This is a genomic window from Micromonospora sp. NPDC005163, assembly GCF_053599835.1.
Genome location: NZ_JBSFYP010000066.1, coordinates 20321 through 36549 on the forward strand (window position 1 = coordinate 20321; position 16229 = coordinate 36549).

At 72.2% G+C, this 16229-nt stretch carries 13 protein-coding genes and 1 pseudogene; 8 read left to right on the forward strand and 6 right to left on the reverse strand.

Going from position 1 to position 16229, the window contains the following annotated elements:
• The first annotated feature begins 1 nt into the window (after nucleotide 1).
• From ACWD6N_RS30715 to ACWD6N_RS30730, 4 genes are all read left to right on the forward strand, one after another.
• Nucleotides 2-865, forward strand: coding sequence for a carbohydrate ABC transporter permease (locus ACWD6N_RS30715; RefSeq protein ID WP_387330639.1), 864 nt, complete (start codon nucleotides 2-4; stop codon nucleotides 863-865).
• A gap of 97 nt (nucleotides 866-962) precedes the next feature.
• Complete coding sequence (locus ACWD6N_RS30720) at nucleotides 963-3338, forward strand: beta-xylosidase/alpha-l-arabinosidase (RefSeq protein WP_450005669.1); 2376 nt, start codon at nucleotides 963-965, stop codon at nucleotides 3336-3338.
• Between the two features lie 5 nt (nucleotides 3339-3343).
• Nucleotides 3344-4369 carry an acetylxylan esterase gene (locus tag ACWD6N_RS30725; RefSeq protein WP_387330645.1) on the forward strand — a complete coding sequence of 342 codons (1026 nt, stop codon included), beginning with the start codon at nucleotides 3344-3346 and terminating at the stop codon, nucleotides 4367-4369.
• A gap of 12 nt (nucleotides 4370-4381) precedes the next feature.
• Nucleotides 4382-5233, forward strand: a complete 852-nt coding sequence (locus tag ACWD6N_RS30730; RefSeq protein ID WP_354966658.1) for a M15 family metallopeptidase — start codon at nucleotides 4382-4384, stop codon at nucleotides 5231-5233.
• A 12-nt stretch (nucleotides 5234-5245) separates the two neighbouring features.
• On the opposite strand, the gene ACWD6N_RS30735 is transcribed toward ACWD6N_RS30730, so the two are convergent.
• Entirely contained in the window at nucleotides 5246-6433 is a 1188-nt protein-coding gene (locus ACWD6N_RS30735) for a spore photoproduct lyase family protein (RefSeq protein WP_354966657.1), read from the reverse strand.
• A 170-nt stretch (nucleotides 6434-6603) separates the two neighbouring features.
• Here ACWD6N_RS30735 and ACWD6N_RS30740 point away from each other — a divergent pair, with 170 nt between their 5' ends.
• Entirely contained in the window at nucleotides 6604-7911 is a 1308-nt protein-coding gene (locus ACWD6N_RS30740; protein WP_354966656.1) for an RICIN domain-containing protein, read from the forward strand.
• 24 nt (nucleotides 7912-7935) lie between these two features.
• On the opposite strand, the gene ACWD6N_RS30745 is transcribed toward ACWD6N_RS30740, so the two are convergent.
• Nucleotides 7936-8895: a helix-turn-helix transcriptional regulator gene (locus ACWD6N_RS30745; RefSeq protein WP_354966655.1), complete on the reverse strand. Its 960-nt coding sequence runs from the start codon at nucleotides 8893-8895 to the stop codon at nucleotides 7936-7938.
• Between the two features lie 280 nt (nucleotides 8896-9175).
• On the opposite strand from ACWD6N_RS30745, the gene ACWD6N_RS30750 reads away from it, so the two are divergent.
• The 3 genes and pseudogenes from ACWD6N_RS30750 to ACWD6N_RS30760 all read left to right on the forward strand — a co-directional run.
• Nucleotides 9176-11176, forward strand: a complete 2001-nt coding sequence (locus ACWD6N_RS30750) for a GTP-binding protein (protein ID WP_450005672.1) — start codon at nucleotides 9176-9178, stop codon at nucleotides 11174-11176.
• Between the two features lie 126 nt (nucleotides 11177-11302).
• Nucleotides 11303-11578: a hypothetical protein gene (locus tag ACWD6N_RS30755; RefSeq protein WP_354966653.1), complete on the forward strand. Its 276-nt coding sequence runs from the start codon at nucleotides 11303-11305 to the stop codon at nucleotides 11576-11578.
• A gap of 24 nt (nucleotides 11579-11602) precedes the next feature.
• Nucleotides 11603-11722: pseudogene (locus ACWD6N_RS30760) on the forward strand (LAGLIDADG family homing endonuclease); the annotation flags it as partial.
• A gap of 523 nt (nucleotides 11723-12245) precedes the next feature.
• On the opposite strand, the gene ACWD6N_RS30765 reads toward ACWD6N_RS30760, so the two are convergent.
• The 4 genes from ACWD6N_RS30765 to ACWD6N_RS30780 all read right to left on the reverse strand — a co-directional run bounded on the left by ACWD6N_RS30765 (nucleotide 12246) and on the right by ACWD6N_RS30780 (nucleotide 16121).
• The gene (locus tag ACWD6N_RS30765) at nucleotides 12246-13037 is read right to left on the reverse strand and encodes a maleylpyruvate isomerase family mycothiol-dependent enzyme (RefSeq protein ID WP_354966652.1); all 792 of its coding nucleotides are present in this window, start codon (nucleotides 13035-13037) and stop codon (nucleotides 12246-12248) included.
• A 110-nt stretch (nucleotides 13038-13147) separates the two neighbouring features.
• Nucleotides 13148-14641, reverse strand: coding sequence for an MFS transporter (locus ACWD6N_RS30770; RefSeq protein ID WP_354966651.1), 1494 nt, complete (start codon nucleotides 14639-14641; stop codon nucleotides 13148-13150).
• Nucleotides 14642-14688: 47 nt separating this feature from the next.
• Complete coding sequence (locus ACWD6N_RS30775; protein ID WP_387327834.1) at nucleotides 14689-15318, reverse strand: TetR/AcrR family transcriptional regulator; 630 nt, start codon at nucleotides 15316-15318, stop codon at nucleotides 14689-14691.
• 137 nt (nucleotides 15319-15455) lie between these two features.
• The gene (locus ACWD6N_RS30780; protein ID WP_450005674.1) at nucleotides 15456-16121 is read right to left on the reverse strand and encodes a Gmad2 immunoglobulin-like domain-containing protein; all 666 of its coding nucleotides are present in this window, start codon (nucleotides 16119-16121) and stop codon (nucleotides 15456-15458) included.
• Nucleotides 16122-16229 lie beyond the last annotated feature (108 nt).

Sequence of the window (16229 nt, forward strand, 5' to 3'; positions counted from 1 at the left end):
CGTGGCCGAGAACGCGCTGACGTCCCCCTCGTCGCCGCACCGCCGTCCGTTCTCGTGGGGCAATCCGCTGACCTACGGGCTGGCCCTCGCGATCGCCGCCGTCTCCATCGCCCCGGTGGTCTACGTGATCGTCGGCGGCTTCCGCACCACCCCGCAGATCATCGCGGACCCGGCGGGGCTGCCCGATCCCTGGGTGTGGGACAACTACGCCAGGGTGCTGACGCGGAGCGACTTCTGGCAGCAGGCGTTCAACAGCGCGGTGATCTCCCTGGGTACGACGCTCGGCGTCGTGCTGCTCGGCGTCTGCGCCGCGTTCGTGCTCGCCCGCTACAGCTTCCGCGGCCGGGAGGCGCTCTACACCTTCTTCACCCTCGGTCTGCTCTTCCCGGCCGGGGCGGCGATCCTGCCGCTCTATCTGATGCTGCGTGACCTCAACCTGATCAACTCCTACTACGCGGTGATGCTCCCGCAGATCGCCTTCTCGCTGCCGCTCACGATCGTGATCCTGCGTCCCTTCCTGGCCGCCGTACCCCGTGAGTTGGAGGACGCCGCAGCGATCGACGGCGCGGGCCGGCTCGGTTTCCTCTGGCGCGTCATGCTGCCGCTGTCCCGGCCCGCGCTGGTCACCGTCGGGGTTCTCGCGTTCGTGGCGAGCTGGAACGCCTTCCTCCTGCCACTGCTCGTGCTCGGCGACGCCGACCTGCACACCCTGCCGCTGGGCGTGCAGAACTTCTCCAGCCAGTACACCTCCGACACCGCCGGAATCCTCGCGTTCACCTCGCTGGCGATGCTGCCGGCACTTCTCTTCTTCACCTTCGCCGAGAAGCAGATCGTCGGCGGCCTGCAGGGCGCGGTGAAGGGCTGAGCGGCACCGGTACGCGCAGAGAGTCGAAACACCGCATAACCGTCTACCTGTTCGCCCGGCGGCCCCTCGTACGGGGGCCGATGGGCGTCGGAGGAAAGTGACCGACAACGTGACGCTGGACATCGAACAAAGCACCGCGACCTGGAACGACCCGACGCAGGCGTTGACCACCCGTGTCGACGCCCTGGTCGCCGCCATGACCCTGGCGGAGAAGATTTCGCAGCTCTACGGCGTGTGGGTCGGGGCCTCCGCCGACGGCGGTGAGGTGGCGCCCTACCAGCACGAGATGGAGGAGGCGGTCGACCTCGACGCGCTGCTGGAGACCGGGCTCGGCCAGCTGACCCGGCCGTTCGGCACCGCACCGGTCGACCCGGCGCTCGGCGCGCTGTCGTTGCTGCGGAGCCAGCAACGGATCACCGCCGCCAACCGCTTCGGCATCCCCGCGCTCGCCCATGAGGAATGCCTGGCCGGCTTCGCGACCTGGGGCGCCACCGCGTACCCGGTGCCGCTGTCCTGGGGAGCCACCTTCGACCCCACCGTGATCCGGCGGATGGCCGCCATGATCGGCTCCGACATGCGCCGCCTCGGCGTGCACCAGGGGCTCGCGCCGGTGCTCGACGTGGTCCGCGACGCTCGCTGGGGACGGGTCGAGGAGACCGTCGGCGAGGACCCGTACCTGGTGGGGACGGTTGCCGCCGCGTACATCCAGGGGCTGGAGTCCGCGGGCGTGGTGGCCACCCTGAAGCACTTCGTCGGCTACTCCGCCTCCCGGGCCGGGCGCAACCTCGCACCGGTCGGCATGGGCCCACGGGAGCGGGCGGACGTGATGCTGCTGCCGTTCGAGATGGCGGTCCGCGAGAGCGGCGCGCGATCGGTGATGCACGCCTACACCGACACCGACGGGATGCCGTCGGCGGCCGACGAGGAGCTTCTCACCGGCCTGCTCCGGGAGACCTGGGGGTTCACCGGCACGGTGGTCGCCGACTACTTCGGCATCGCCTTCCTGCACACCCTGCACGGCGTGGCCGGCGGCTGGGGCGAGGCGGCCGGGGCCGCGCTCGCCGCCGGGGTGGACATCGAGCTGCCCACGGTGAAGACGTTCGGTCAGCCGCTGCGGGACGCGATCGCCGCCGGGCAGGTGCCCGAGGCGCTGGTGGACCGGGCGGTGCGCCGCGTGCTGCTGCAGAAGGCGCAGCTCGGGCTCCTCGACCCGGACTGGAACCCGGTGCCGCCGGCGCTCGACGGCGTCGACGTCTCCGACCCCGACGCCGTGCGTGGCACCGTCGACCTGGACTCGCCGGCGAACCGGGCGCTCGCCCGGGAGGTGGCCGAGCAGGCCATCGTGCTGCTGCGCAACGACGGCACCCTGCCGCTCGCCGGGCCGGCGCGGATCGCGGTGATCGGCCCACAGGCCGGGAGTCCGGCGGCGGCGCTGGGCTGCTACTCGTTCCCGGTGCACGTCGGGTCCCGCCACCCGGAGCTGCCGGCCGGCATCGAGCTGCCGACGCTGGCACAGGCGTTGGCCGGCGAGTTCCCGGCGAGCGAGATGGTCGTCGAGGTCGGCGTGGGCATCGACGACCCGGACACCGGCGGTGTCGCCGCGGCCGCCGAGGCGGCCCGGAGCGCCGATGTGGTGATCGTGGCGCTCGGTGACCGGGCCGGGCTGTTCGGTCAGGGCACCAGCGGCGAGGGCTGCGACGCCGAGTCGCTGGCCCTGCCGGGGGCGCAGCAGCACCTGCTGGACGCGCTGCTGGACACCGGCACGCCGGTGGTGGTCGCCCTGATCGCCGGCCGGCCGTACGCGCTGGGCCGGGCGGTCGACGAGGCGGCGGCCATCGTGCAGTCCTTCTTCCCCGGCGAGGAGGGGCCCACGGCGATCGCCGGGCTGCTCAGCGGGCGGGTCGAGCCGCAGGGGCGCCTGCCGGTCAGTGTGCCCCGCAGCCCCGGCGGCCAGCCCACCACCTACCTCGCCGCCCGGCTGGGGCATGCCACCGACGTCTCCAACCTGGACCCCACCCCGGCGTACGGGTTCGGGCACGGGCTCAGCTACACCCGGTTCGACTGGTCGGAGCTGGCGGTCGAACAGGCGGTGGCGGAGACCGATGGCGAGCTGCGGCTGGCCTTCACGCTGCGCAACAGCGGCGACCGGTGGGGCAGCGAGGTGGTGCAGCTCTACGCGCACGACCCGGTGGCCTCGGTGGTGCAGCCGGTGCAGCGGTTGATCGGCTACCTGCGGGTGCCGCTGGACGCCGGCGCGGGCTGCCGGATCCAGGTGAGCGTGCCGGCCGATCTGTTCTCGTTCACCGGGCGGAACGGTCGACGGGTGATCGAGCCGGGGGCGTTGGAGCTGCGCCTCGGCTCGTCCAGCACGCAACCCCGGCTGGTGGCGGCGGTCGCGCTGACCGGCCCGGCACGGCAGCTGGACCACACCCGACGGATGCATCCGCTGTTCACCGTCCACCCGACCGTCTGAGCGTCGTGTACACCGACCTGCCCGAGGAGCAGCTGCGCGGCTACCGCAGCGCGGTGCGGGAGCCCGCGGACTTCGACCAGTTCTGGGCCGGCACCCTGGCGGAGGCCCGGGACGCCGGTTGGCCGGTACGGGCCGAGCCGGTGGCGAGCGGGCTGGCCGGCATCGACGTGCTCGACGTGACCTTCGCGGGCTTCGCCGGCCAGCCGGTGCGGGCCTGGCTGCGGGTGCCCCGTGGGGCCGGCACGGCGCTGCCGACCCTGGTCCAGTACGCCGGTTACGGCGGCGGGCGGGGGCACCCGCTGGAGAACCTGCTCTGGGCGTCGGCCGGGTTCGCGCACCTGCAGATGGACACCCGGGGGCAGGGGTCGGGCTGGAGTCGGGGCGACACCCCGGACCCAGGCGCCGCCGGCCCGGAGGCGCCCGGGGTGGCCACCCGGGGCATCGCCGACCCGCGCACGTACTACTACCGGCGGCTGATCACCGACGCGGTCCGGGCGGTGGACGCCGTCCGGACCCTGCCGGTGGTCGACCCGACCCGCGTGGCGGTGCTCGGGCACAGCCAGGGCGGCGGGTTGGCGCTCGCGGCCGGAGCGCTGGCACCCGGCCTGCGGGCGGTGGTGGCCTTCGTGCCGTTCCTCTGTGACATCCCGCGTGCGGTGGTCGCCACCGACGCCCGCCCGTACCGGGAGATCCGCGACTACCTGGCGATCCACCGGGACGCCGAGGAGCGGGTGCTGACCACCCTCGCGTACGTCGACGGGGTGAACTTCGCCCGGCGCTGCCGCCGGCCGGCGCGCTACTCGGTGGCGTTGATGGACGACATCGTGCCGCCGTCGACGGTCTACGCCGCCGTCAACGCCCACGCCGGCCCGACCGAGCTGTCGGTGTGGCGGTACAACGGCCACGAGGCCGGCGGCATCGACGACGACGAGGCGGCGCTGCGCTTCCTCGGCGAGCACCTGGGCGAGGGCGAGGGCCCGCTCGGCCGGCGGCCGGACGCTGATCCGGCGCGGAGCCCCGGCCGGGCCTGATAGACAGGACGGGTGCGCAGGTCAGGACGGGTGGGCGGCGCCGTCGTACTGGCGCTCGTCACGCTGCTCGGCGGCTGCTCGCGGCCGGAGCCCCGCCCGGAGCCCACGGTCGCGGTGCCGGCGTCGTCGAGCCCCGTCCCGTCGAGCCCTGCCCGGTCCGCCGCCGCCCGGCTGCCGGGGTTCGTGGTGCTGACCGACCTCGACCCCCGCATCCACGCCGACATCCGGTACGCCGGCGCGCACAACTTCGTCGGCCGGCCGATCAGCGGCTACCCCGAGCCGCTGTGCCTGCTCACCCACCAGGCCGCCGAGGCGCTGCGCCGGGTCCAGAACGCCGCGCTGGCCGGTGGGCACAGCCTCAAGGTGTACGACTGCTACCGGCCGCAGCCTGCGGTGGACGACTTCGTGGCCTGGGCGAAGCGCCCCGGCGAGCAGCAGACCAAGGCCGAGTTCTATCCGGACGTGGCCAAGAGCCGCCTCTTCGCCGACGGCTACATCGGGGCGCCCACCGCGCACAGCCGGGGCAGCACCCTGGACCTGACCCTGGTCGACGAGCCCGCCGCCAGCCAGCCCCCGTACGATCCCGGACGGCCGCTGGTCGCCTGCACCGCGCCGCGCGGGCAGCGCTTCGCCGACAACAGCATCGACATGGGCACCGGTTTCGACTGCTTCGACGCCCGGGCGCACACCGCCGACCCCCGGATCACCGGCACGGCCCGGGACAACCGGCGACTGTTGCAGCGGTTGATGACCGACGGCGGGTTCGTCAACTACGACCGCGAGTGGTGGCACTACCGTTTCCGCGACGAGCCGTACCCGGACACCTACTTCGCCGCGCCCGTCGCCCGATCCTCGGTCGGCTGACGCCCGGGCGGCTCACGTCCAGTAGAGGATCCGGCACGCCGGCACCCGCGCGGCCAGTTCGGCGACGAACCAGCCGCGCAGCTCGCCCATCGTGTCCCGTGGATAGACGTACTTGACCGCGCCGAACTTGCCGTGTTTCCGGCTGCGCGACTCCTCGTCCATCTCCAGCCGGGTCCGCGGGTACCAGCCGAGCAGCACCTCCTTGCTGCCCGGCGTGAACCGGTGGGTGATCAGCTCGGCGGTCAGGTCCAGCTCGGGCACCCCGTCGACCGCCGCGGCGACCTGGTTAAGCAGCTCGCCGTAGCGTTCCCGCCAGTCCGGCAGCGGCATGATCGGCGCGATGGTCAGCCCGACCGGGTAGCCCGCCAGAGCGAGCCGGCGCAGCGCGGCGAGCCGGTCCGGCAGCCGGGCGGTGCCGCCCTCGAACCGCTCGCTGACCGGGGCGCAGTTGACGCTGAACCGGACCCGGGTCCGGCCGGCGTGCGGCAGACCGACGAAGCTGTCCACGTCGGCGTACTTGGTGGTCCAGCGCAGTTGCACCGGCGCGTCCCAGCCCGCGAAGTGCTGCACCGCCCGGAGCCAACTGCCGGTCAGGTGCTCCAGGGCGAGGGGACCGGTGTAGCAGGACGCCTCGAAGGTGGTGCCCTCGTCGGCGCGCCGCGCGTTGCGGCTGGTCACCGTCCCGCTCCCGGCGTACGCGGCCAGCCCGGCCAGGATGTCGTCGAGGTCGGCGTACACGCGGGTCACCGGTGGGCCGGAGAGTGACCCGGCGAGGTAGCAGTACTGGCAGTGCGCCGGGCAGCCCTCCGCCAAGTCGACGCGCCAGTCGGCGCTGGGCGCGATGGGTTGCAGGACGCGTCGCGAGGGCGGGCTCACCACGATCGCCATGGTCGACCTCGCTCGCGCGTACGTCTCGCGGTCGGTGCGCCCGCGTACGCCGCTCAGCCGGTTGGACCGCAGCCGCTCCACCTCGATGCCCAGCGCCCGCACCCGCTCGGTGATCCGTTGTCCGTGCGGGTGCTCCAGCGCGGCCGGGGTGACCACCACCCGGTTCGGGGTCCAGCGGCGCGCCGGCCGGGCCGCCGGCGCGAGCCCGGTCAGGTCGCGGGTCGGCACCCGCTCGCCGCTGGCGTCGTGCGGCGCGGCGGGCACGTCCGCGGCGAGCGGCTGGTCGACGTTCACCGCGTCCGGGCTGGTCACCGGATCGGGGTACCCGTTGCCGGAGGAACCCCACCCGATCCACCGCCGCGCGATTGACGCCACCCGGGCCCAGCGAATAACCTTTCGTCTATCTGTAAACCTTGTGAACAAATGGTTTCCAGCGACGCGGCGGCGCGCGTCCCCAGGCCACCGACCGAAGGGACGATCAGGTGATCGCAGAACTCTCCACCCGTGCCAGACGGATCATCTCGCTGCTGGTCGCCCTGATCGTCACGGTGACCGCCGGCATCGCCGTCAACGCCTCGCGCGCCGCACAGGCCGCTCCGACGTTCAAGGTCCTGGCCTTCTACAACGGCACCTGGGACGCGGCGCACATCGACTTCGTCCGGGACGCCCGCGCCTGGTTCCCACAGGCGGCCGCCCAGTACGGCTTCTCCTGGGAGGCGACCACCAACTGGGGCCTGCTGAACACCGCGAACCTGGCCCAGTACCAGGTCGTCATGTTCCTCGACGACGCGCCGCCCGCCGCACAGCGTCCCGCGTTCGAGCAGTACATGCGCAACGGCGGGGCGTGGCTGGGCTTCCACGTCAGCGCGTTCACCCAGAACCCGTCGAGCTGGAGTTGGTACTACAACACCTTCCTCGGCAGCGGCTCGTTCCAGACGAACACCTGGGGACCCACCCGGGTGACCCTGCGCGCCGACAACCGTACCCACGCCGCCACCCGGAACCTCCCGGCGACGTTCTCGTCGTCGATCAGCGAGTGGTACTCCTGGAGCAACGACCTGCGGCAGAACCCCAACATCGACATTCTCGCCTCGGTCGACCCGTCCAGCTTCCCGGTCGGCACCGACCCCAACCAGTCCTGGTACGGCGGCTACTACCCGTTGGTCTGGAGCAACCGGCAGTACAAGATGCTCTACGCGAACTTCGGGCACAACGCCATGAACTACAGCACCAACACCGGGCTGTCGTCCACCTTCGACAGCGCCCAGCAGAACCGGTTGTTGATCGACGGGCTGCACTGGCTCGCCGGCGCCGGCACCGTCCCCCCGACGACGCCCCCGCCGACCGACGGCATCTCGCCGACCGCCTGGCACACCGTGGTCAACCGGGGCAGCGGCAAGTGTGTCGACGCACGGGCCGCCGCCAGCGCGAACGGCACCGCCGTCCAGCAGTACGCCTGCAACGGCAGCACCGCGCAGCAGTACCAGTTCCCGCCGACCAGCGGCGGCTACCTGCGGATCAACAACCGCAACAACAGCGCCCAGGTGCTCGACGTGACCAACGTGTCGACCGCCAACTCGGCGCCCATCCAGCTCTGGTCCTACAGCGGCGGAAACAACCAGCAGTGGCGGGCCGAGCCGGAGGGCGGCGGCTACTACCGGTTGGTCAACCGCAACAGCGGCAAGTGCCTCGACGTGCCGGGAGCGTCCACGGCCGACAGCGTCCAGCTCGTCCAGTACACCTGCAACGGCACCGCGGCGCAGTCGTTCCGGCTGGTCCCGCAGCCGTAGACCCGTCGCCGGAACCTCCCGTCGTCACGACACCTGACCGGCGCGACCGAATCGAGCGGCGACGCCCCGCAGCACGGCGCGCAGCTCCGGTGGGTCGAGCACGTCGAAGTCCACCTCCAGGGTGCCGAGGAAGGCGGCCAGGTTGGCCAGCGACTCCCCGCCGGTGTGCAGCAGGCAGGTCTGCTCGTCGATCGCCTCGAGCAGGCCTGCCGTGGAGGGGATCCGCTGCGCCATCCGGTCGGCCGGCGCGTGCAGGCGTACCCGGGCGGGGTGCGGCCAGGCTGTGGAGCCGACGCCGCGCAGCACGTGCGCGACCGCGTCGCCACCGGGCGGCTCGCGGGGTGCGAAACGCGGACCGGTCGGCACCCGGGGCCGGATGCGGTCGGCGCGGAAGGTCCGCCAGTCGGCCCGGTCGGTGTCCCAGCCCAGCAGGTACCAGCGCCGGCCGGTGTAGACCAGCCGGTACGGCTCGACGTCGCGCACGGTGGTGGTGCCGTCGTGCCCGGCGTAGTCGAAGCGCAGCCGCTCGCGGCGATGCACGGCCGTGGAGACGGCGGTGAGCGTCTCGGCGTCGACGGTCGGGCCACCGGCCGCGGCGGAGACCGTGGCCGTGCGCAACGCGTCCACCCGGTGCCGCAGCCGAGACGGCAGCGACTGCTCCAGCTTGGCCAACGCCCGCAGCGACGTCTCCTCGATGCAGCGCACCGAGCCGGACGCCGCCGCCCGCAGGCCGACGGCCACCGCCACCGCTTCGTCGTCGTCGAGCAGCAGCGGCGGCAGGGCAGACCCCGCGCCGAGCCGATAACCGCCGGCGACCCCGGGCCGGGACTCGATCCGGTAGCCGAGCACCCGCAGCCGTTCGACGTCGGCGCGCACCGTGCGGGCGGTGACCGCCAACCGGTCGGCCAGCTCCGCGCCGGACCAGTCACGGTGGCCCTGCAGGAGGGCGAGCAGCCGCAGCAGTCGCACGGAGGTCTCCACCATGCTGGGCAGTCTGCCGGAGACCAGCACCGGCCCGCGCCCGCGAGGCGGCAGTCGGGTCCGGCGGGCAGCACCCGGTCGAGCGCCATACCTGTGAGTCATGAACATGACTCACAGGTATAGGGCCCACGAGTGGGTGGATGCCCCGGTTAATCGGTTGCTCGCCGCACGCCGGCCTGTTGAGCTACCTGAAACGACCACCGATCTCAGGGAGTAGTAATGCGCGCTGCGTCGATGTCCGGCCAGAAGGGACCTGTCACCTACCTGAAGGACACGACGCTTCGTGAAGACCCTCAACCTCGGCATCCTGGCGCACGTCGATGCCGGTAAGACCAGCCTGACCGAGCGACTGCTGTTCGCCGTCGGCGTGACCGACCGGCTCGGCAGCGTCGACGCGGGCAGCACCCGCACCGACTCCCTGGCACTGGAGCGGCAACGCGGGATCACCATCCGCTCGGCCGTCGTCTCCTTCGTGCTGGACGACGTGACCGTCAACCTGATCGACACGCCCGGTCACCCGGATTTCATCGCCGAGGTCGAGCGGGTGCTCGGCGTCCTCGACGGTGCGGTGCTGGTGATCTCCGCGGTCGAGGGCGTCCAGCCGCAGACCCGGGTGCTGATGCGTACGCTGCGCCGGCTGCGCATCCCCACGCTCATCCTCGTGAACAAGGTCGACCGGGCGGGGGCGGACCCCGAGCGGGTGGTGCGGGCCGTCGCGGAGAAGCTGACCCCGTCCGTGGTGGCCATGGGGTCGGTCGCGGGGCCCGGTACCCGGGACGCCCGCTGCACGCCGTACGGCCCGGCCGACGTCGGCTTCACCGACCGGCTGATCGACCTGCTCGCCGGTCAGGACGACGCGTTGCTCGCCGACTGGGTGGCGGACCCCGCGACGCTGCCGTACCCCCGGCTGCGCCGGGCGCTGGCCGACCGGACCGGCCGGTCGCTGGTCCAGCCGGTGTTCGCCGGCTCGGCCATCACCGGCGCCGGAGTGGACGCGCTGATCGCCGGGATCACCGAACTGCTGCCCACGGCCCAGGGCGACGCCGAGGCCCCGGTCTCCGGCACCGTGTTCGCCATCGAGCGCGGCCCGGCGGGGGAGAAGATCGCGCTGGTCCGGCTCTTCACCGGCACCATCCGGGTCCGGGACCGGATCCGGGTCGGTGCGACCGGCGCTTCGCTGGTCACCGGGGTGCGCGTCGTCGCCGACGGGGCCGACATCGCGGCGTCGTCGGTCGGCGCGGGCCACATCGCCCGGCTGTGGGGCCTCACCCAGGCGCGGATCGGTGACCCGGTCGGCGTACCCCCGAAGCGCGCCGGCGCGGACCGCCAGTTCGCGCCGCCCACCCTGGAGACCGTCGTGGTCCCGGCCCGCGCCGCGGACCGGGTCACGATGCACGCCGCCCTGAGCCAGCTCGCCGAGCAGGATCCGCTGATCAACCTCCGGCAGGACGACCGGCAGCACGAGATCAGCGTCTCGCTCTACGGCGAGGTGCAGAAGGAGGTCATCCAGGCCACCCTGGCCGACGACTTCGGGGTCGCCGTGACCTTCCGGGAGACCAGCACGGTGCACGTGGAGCGGGTCAGCGGCGTCGGCGAGGCGGTCGAGGTGATCGCCGTGGCGCCCAACCCGTTCCTGGCCACCGTCGGGCTGCGGGTGGCCCCGGCGTCGGTCGGCGCGGGCGTGAGTTTCCGGCTCGGCGTCGAGCTGGGATCGATGCCACCGGCGTTCTTCGCCGCCGTCGAGGAGACCGTGCACCGGACGCTGCGCCAGGGGCCGCACGGCTGGCAGATCCCGGACTGCGAGGTGACGATGACCCACGCCGGCTACTGGGCCCGGCAGAGCCACTCCCATGGCACCTTCGACAAGAGCATGTCCAGCACCGCCGGGGACTTCCGCAACCTCACCCCGTTGGTGCTGATGACCGCGCTGACCCGGGCCGGCACCCGGGTGCACGAGCCGGTGCACCGGTTCCGGCTGGAGGTGCCGGGCGACGTCCTCGGCACCCTGCTGCCGGCGCTCGCCCGGCTCGACGCGGTGCCGACCGACACCACCGGGCAGGGCACGTCGTACCTGGTGGAGGGGGACATCCCGGCGGGCCGGGTGCACGCGCTGGAGCGCCGCCTGCCGTCGCTGACCCGGGGCGAGGGCGTGCTCGAAACCGCATTCGACCGGTACCGGCCGGGGCGGGGCCCGGCCCCCACCCGGGCACGCTGGGACCACAACCCCCTGGACCGCAAGGAGTACCTGCTGGCGGTGGCCCGCCGGGTCGTCGGCGGCCGGTAGCCGGCGCGGGCCTGGTCGAGGTGCGCCGCCCGATCAATCTGGTCACCAACCACGTTAGGTCTTAGGGTTGGAGATCGTCTCGACTATGCGTTTCCGCCGCCGTTGCGAGGAGTTGCGTTATCGCGGATGGGAGTTGCTCGTGGCTTCGTCTTCGGAGATGGCTCTATCTCCGGCGATGGTTTTGCTCATGCTTCCTTCTATGGCGACAAGGATGACGCCGTCCTCCCCTACTTCGACAACGTCGACCGGTTGGCCACCTACTACTACGTGTATCGCCCCGATCTTCCGAGTCGGAAGCTCCATGTACCGTCGCGCGAGGTGACCGAAGAGCGTTTAGCCGGTGGCGAGGTGAAGCGTTACCGGAGGTTGGGCGGGCTTCCGCGAGAATGGAAGCGGGAGTAGCCGCCAATAGAGGGAAATGCGGACGTGATTTATGGGTGGCTCGCCGGATATTTCGCCGCGGATGGCGATGTCGGAAGTACGGGCCGGCCATCGATCTGGTCTGCGGATCGGCAGAACTTGGAGTTTGTCAAGACTGCATGCGACGCGATCGGAATTTGGACTCTCCCCCCATCAGAAGTCGGATGCGTCGCGGGTACGGGTCAGTTGACACTGCGATCTATGTCATGGGAATCTCTCGAGCGGACCTCGGCCCAGAATTCTTTCTCCTGCACGAGCATCGCAAACGTTGGTCGGCAAACCGAAAAGCTGTCGAGCGGCGAGGATGGACTCTGCGGGAGGTCCGGAGGACCCAAGCGATCGAAGAGGTTTACTGCGCCGTCGTGGAAGGAGGCCATTCCTTCGCCTTGGAAGGGAACATCCTCACGGAGGCCCCTTCCCGTGAGCGGTATGGTCGAGGGCTGTTGTAAACCTCGGATCCTCGCGAAGGTGGTCGTGCACCTTCGCCAAGTGGTGTTTCTGAGGAGCAAACGTGATCGATGCGCCGCGCGGCCGGGACGGTGCCGTCACCGGCCGCGCGGTGGTCGAGCGGCTGCGTTGCGGAGCGCTCGATGTATCCCACGCCGGGTCGGGACCGCTGATGGTGGAGGACCCGGCGCCTTGGTAGGGATCAGAAGCCGGCGAAGACCCGCCGCAGGTCGTCCAGGCTCACCGGGCCGGTCACCCGCACACCGTCCGGGGTGTGCTGGGGGCCGAGCCGCCCGGTGGCCAGGCGCAGCCACGCCTCGGCCGGGGCGGTCAGCTCGCCGTCCGGCTGCTCCGGCGTGTCGGTCAGCTCGATGTGCTCGCCCAGCCGCAGCCCGTACGTCTGCTCGGGCTCGTGCAGCCGTACCAGCAGGGCGGTTTCCCGGCCGGCCAGCTCCTGCGGCCGGCTGGTCCACGCCAGCATGCCGCCGATCTGGTCGAGCAGCAGCGGCACCGCCCCCGGCGTCACCGCCGCGAACGGGTTGAACGCGACCTCGACGTCCCACTGGTGCAGCGCGAACTCGCTGAGCCGGAACCGGCCCGCGGTGGCCACGTCGACCGGGTCCGGCAGGAAGCCGAGGTCGATCCGCAGCGAGGCCCGGCTCTCGGCGTCCAACGCCTCGTATGTCTCGATGAGCCGCTGGTTGGCCTCGAGGAACCCGGCGGCGTGCTCGGCCGGGGGCATCGCGTCCCAGCGCTGCCAGACGCCGCGGTTGAAGTCGCCATCCGGGCCGGGCGCGCCGGTGCGGGCGGCGGTCAGCGTCGCGAGGTTGATCTCCGCGCCGCTGCCCAGGTGGCTGAGCACCTGGGACACCTGCCACTCACTGGCCCCCGACGGCAGAAGGAGGTCGTCCTCCTTGAGGTCCCGGACGAGCGCGGCGAGCTCCTCGTGGCCCGCGCGCAGCGCGCTGATGATCTGATCGGCAGCCGTGGACATATGTCTCCTCAACGGGATTTTCGACGGTGGTCGGGACGTTACCGGACGCGGCCGCCGGCCGGCCCACGCCCGCGTGGGGAGCGGACCGGCCGGCGGACGCGTCGGTCGGCTCAGCCCATGTGCACGGCGTTACCGGCCGGGATGTCCTCCTTGCGCACCTTGATCAGGAGCAGGGTGGCCAGCCCGGCGAGCACGATCAGGGCCGCGCCCCAGGCGAACGCCACGCTGTAGCCGTGCACCAGCGCCTCGATCTGGTTGGCCGGGCTCGGTACGTGCGAGACCAGGTAGGTGGCGACCGCGCTGGTGTACATGGTGTTCAGCAATGCGGTGCCCAACGAGCCGCCGATCTGCTGGGTGGCGTTCAGCGTCGCGCTGGCCGCGCCCGCGTCGTGCTCCGGCACCCCGACCAGGGCGAGACTGGACAGCGGCACGAAGGTGAAGCCGAGACCCATGCCGAGGATGACCTGGGCCGGCAGCAGGTGGGTGAGGAACGACGTGTCCACGTCGATCTGAGTCAGCAGCAGCATGGCCACGGCGGCGAGCACGGCGCCGCCGACCATCAGCGGCTTGGCGCCCAACCGTGGCATCAACTGGCTGGCGCCACCCGCCGCGATCAGCACGCCGGCGGTGACCGGCAGCGAGGCGAGACCGGCCTCCAGCGGCTTGTACTGCAGCACCACCTGGAAGTAGAAGGTCAGGAAGAGGAACGCGCCGAACAGGCCGGCGCCGATCAGCGTCGAGGCGAGGTACGCCCCGCCCCGGTTGCGGTCCAGGATGATCCGCATCGGCAGCAGCGGGTGGTTGGAGCGCAGTTCGATCACCACGAAGGCGGCGAGCAGCACCACACCGGCGGCGATGAAACCGAGCGTCGCGGCGGCGTCCCAACCGTCCTCGGCGGCCTTGGTGAAGCCGTACACCAGGGAGACCAGACCGGCGGTGACGACGACCGCGCCGGGGACGTCGTAGCGGGTGTTGCCGTGCGCCCGGCTCTCCGGCACCAGCGGCAGGGCGAAGGCGATCGCGACCGCGGCGACCGGGATGTTGACCAGCAGGCACCAGCGCCAGTCGGCGTACTCGGTGAGCACCCCGCCGAGCAGCAGGCCGACCGCGGACCCGCCGCCGGCGATCGCGCCGTAGACGGCGAACGCCTTGGCCCGCTCGGTGGCCTCGGTGAACAGGACGGTGAGCAGCGCCAGCGCGGCCGGGGCGAGCAGCGCGCCGAAGGCGCCCTGCAACGCGCGGGCGGCGAAGAGCATCCCGCCGGTGGTGGCCAGACCGCCGAGCGCGGAGGCCAGCGCGAAGCCGGTCATGCCGACCAGGAAGGTGCGCTTGCGGCCCCAGTAGTCGGCGATCCGGCCGCCGAGCAGCAGCAGGCCACCGAAGGCCAGCGTGTAGGCGGTGATCACCCACTGCCGGTTCGCGTCGGTGATTCCCAGGTCGGACTGGGCCTGGGGGAGGGCGATGTTCACGATCGTGGCGTCCAGGACCACCATGAGCTGTGAGACCGCGATGACCGCCAGCGCGATCCAGCGCCGCGGGTGCGGCGCGTTCGTCGACGTCCCGGCGCCGGGCGCGCCGGGAGCGGTCGAGGTAGTTCCGGGCATGGTGAAGCCTTCCGTGTGTCTGTAGATCAGGAGCGGAGCCGGTCGAGTCAGGGCCGAGACGGGCGGTCGGGCTGGTAGCGGAGCACCGGAATCAGCACCTGGTCGACGACCTGGGTGAGGAACGCGTCATCGGCCGGTAGGCCGTGCGCGACGATGCGGGACATGGTGAGGGCGGGCGCCAGGTCGTGGAACAGGTCCCGTTCGCCGGCCTCGGGCGGGATCTCGCCTCGGGCGGCGGCGCGGACCAGGATGGCCGTGCTGGCCACCCGCCCGGCTGGCAGCACCTGGTGGCGCACCAGTCGTTCCAGCTCTGGGTTGGTCCGCATGGCGAAGGTCAACGCCTGCATCAGGTCACCGTCGGCCCTGCAGATGGCGGCCGTGGCACGCAGCAACTCGATCAGGTCGCCGCGCAGGGAGCCGGTGTCCCGCGGGTTGTGCACGTCCACGTGCCGGTCGCGCAGCGCGGCGACGATCAGCTCGGCCTTTCCGTCCCAGCGCCGGTAGATGGTGGCCTTGCTGACGTGCGCCCGGGCGGCGATGGCGTCGATCGTCGTCCGGTCGTAGCCGACCTCGCGCAGCAGGTCGATGACCACGGCGAACAGGTCGGTGTCGGTGCACCGGGCACCCCGGGCAGCCGGCACCGCGGCACCCGTGCCCACCTGCTGACCACCCAGCATCCCGACCCCCCCCGAAACGATGTCGTACTGAACCTAGTTCGCGATCTGGAGATCGTGCAGGGTTTTATGAGTTGCGTCGCACCGGGTGGACGAAACGATTACGTTTCTGGCCGGTGTCCGGCAGGTGAACCGGGTACTCAGCCTCCCGCGGAGGGGGCGAGGAGCACCGGGACGGCCACCGTGTTGATCCGGGAACCGTCACGGGCGGACACCTCGTACACCTCGATGGTCCCGCGCTGCTCGCGGACGGTGCGCCAGCCGACCACCACCCGGTACCCGCCCCGGCAGCCGCTCCCGCAGCTCGCCGTGCCGAAGCCGGTGGCCACCTCCCGGCCGGCGGTGTCCAGGACCCGGACGCTCACCGTGGCCTCGAACACGTCGGCGGTGCCGGTGACGGTGAGCGGGGCGGTGACGCGTTCGCCGACACCGGGGCCGGTGACCACGATCGGCGGCAGCAGGTCCGCGTAGTCGGCCCGGCCGACCGGGGCGCCACCGCCGAAGCGGACCTGCCGCACGGTGGGGAACTGGGTGAGCGTCCACACCACCTGTGCCTCGCGCAGCCGCCGGCGCTCCGCCGGGTCGTCGGCGGAGGGGACCGCCCCGAGCGTCGCCACGCCGTCGGCGATCCGGGTGACCTCGACGCCGGCCGGCAGCAGAGTGGCCAGCCCGGTCGCGGCCTCCGCCGACGTGGGCCCGGCGGCCAGCTCGGTCAACGCCAGCCGGGACGTCGCCACGGTGGCCGGCCGGGTTCGGTGGGTCGGGACGAGCTGGCCGGAACGGACGTACCACAGCTCGATGGTCACCGTGTCCGGCCGGGGGCGCGTACCGGTGGCGGACCGCCACCACCGCTCTGGCCCTGGTCGTCGGCGGCCTCACGATTTCCCTCACCCGTCCCGCCGAGGCCGCCCCCG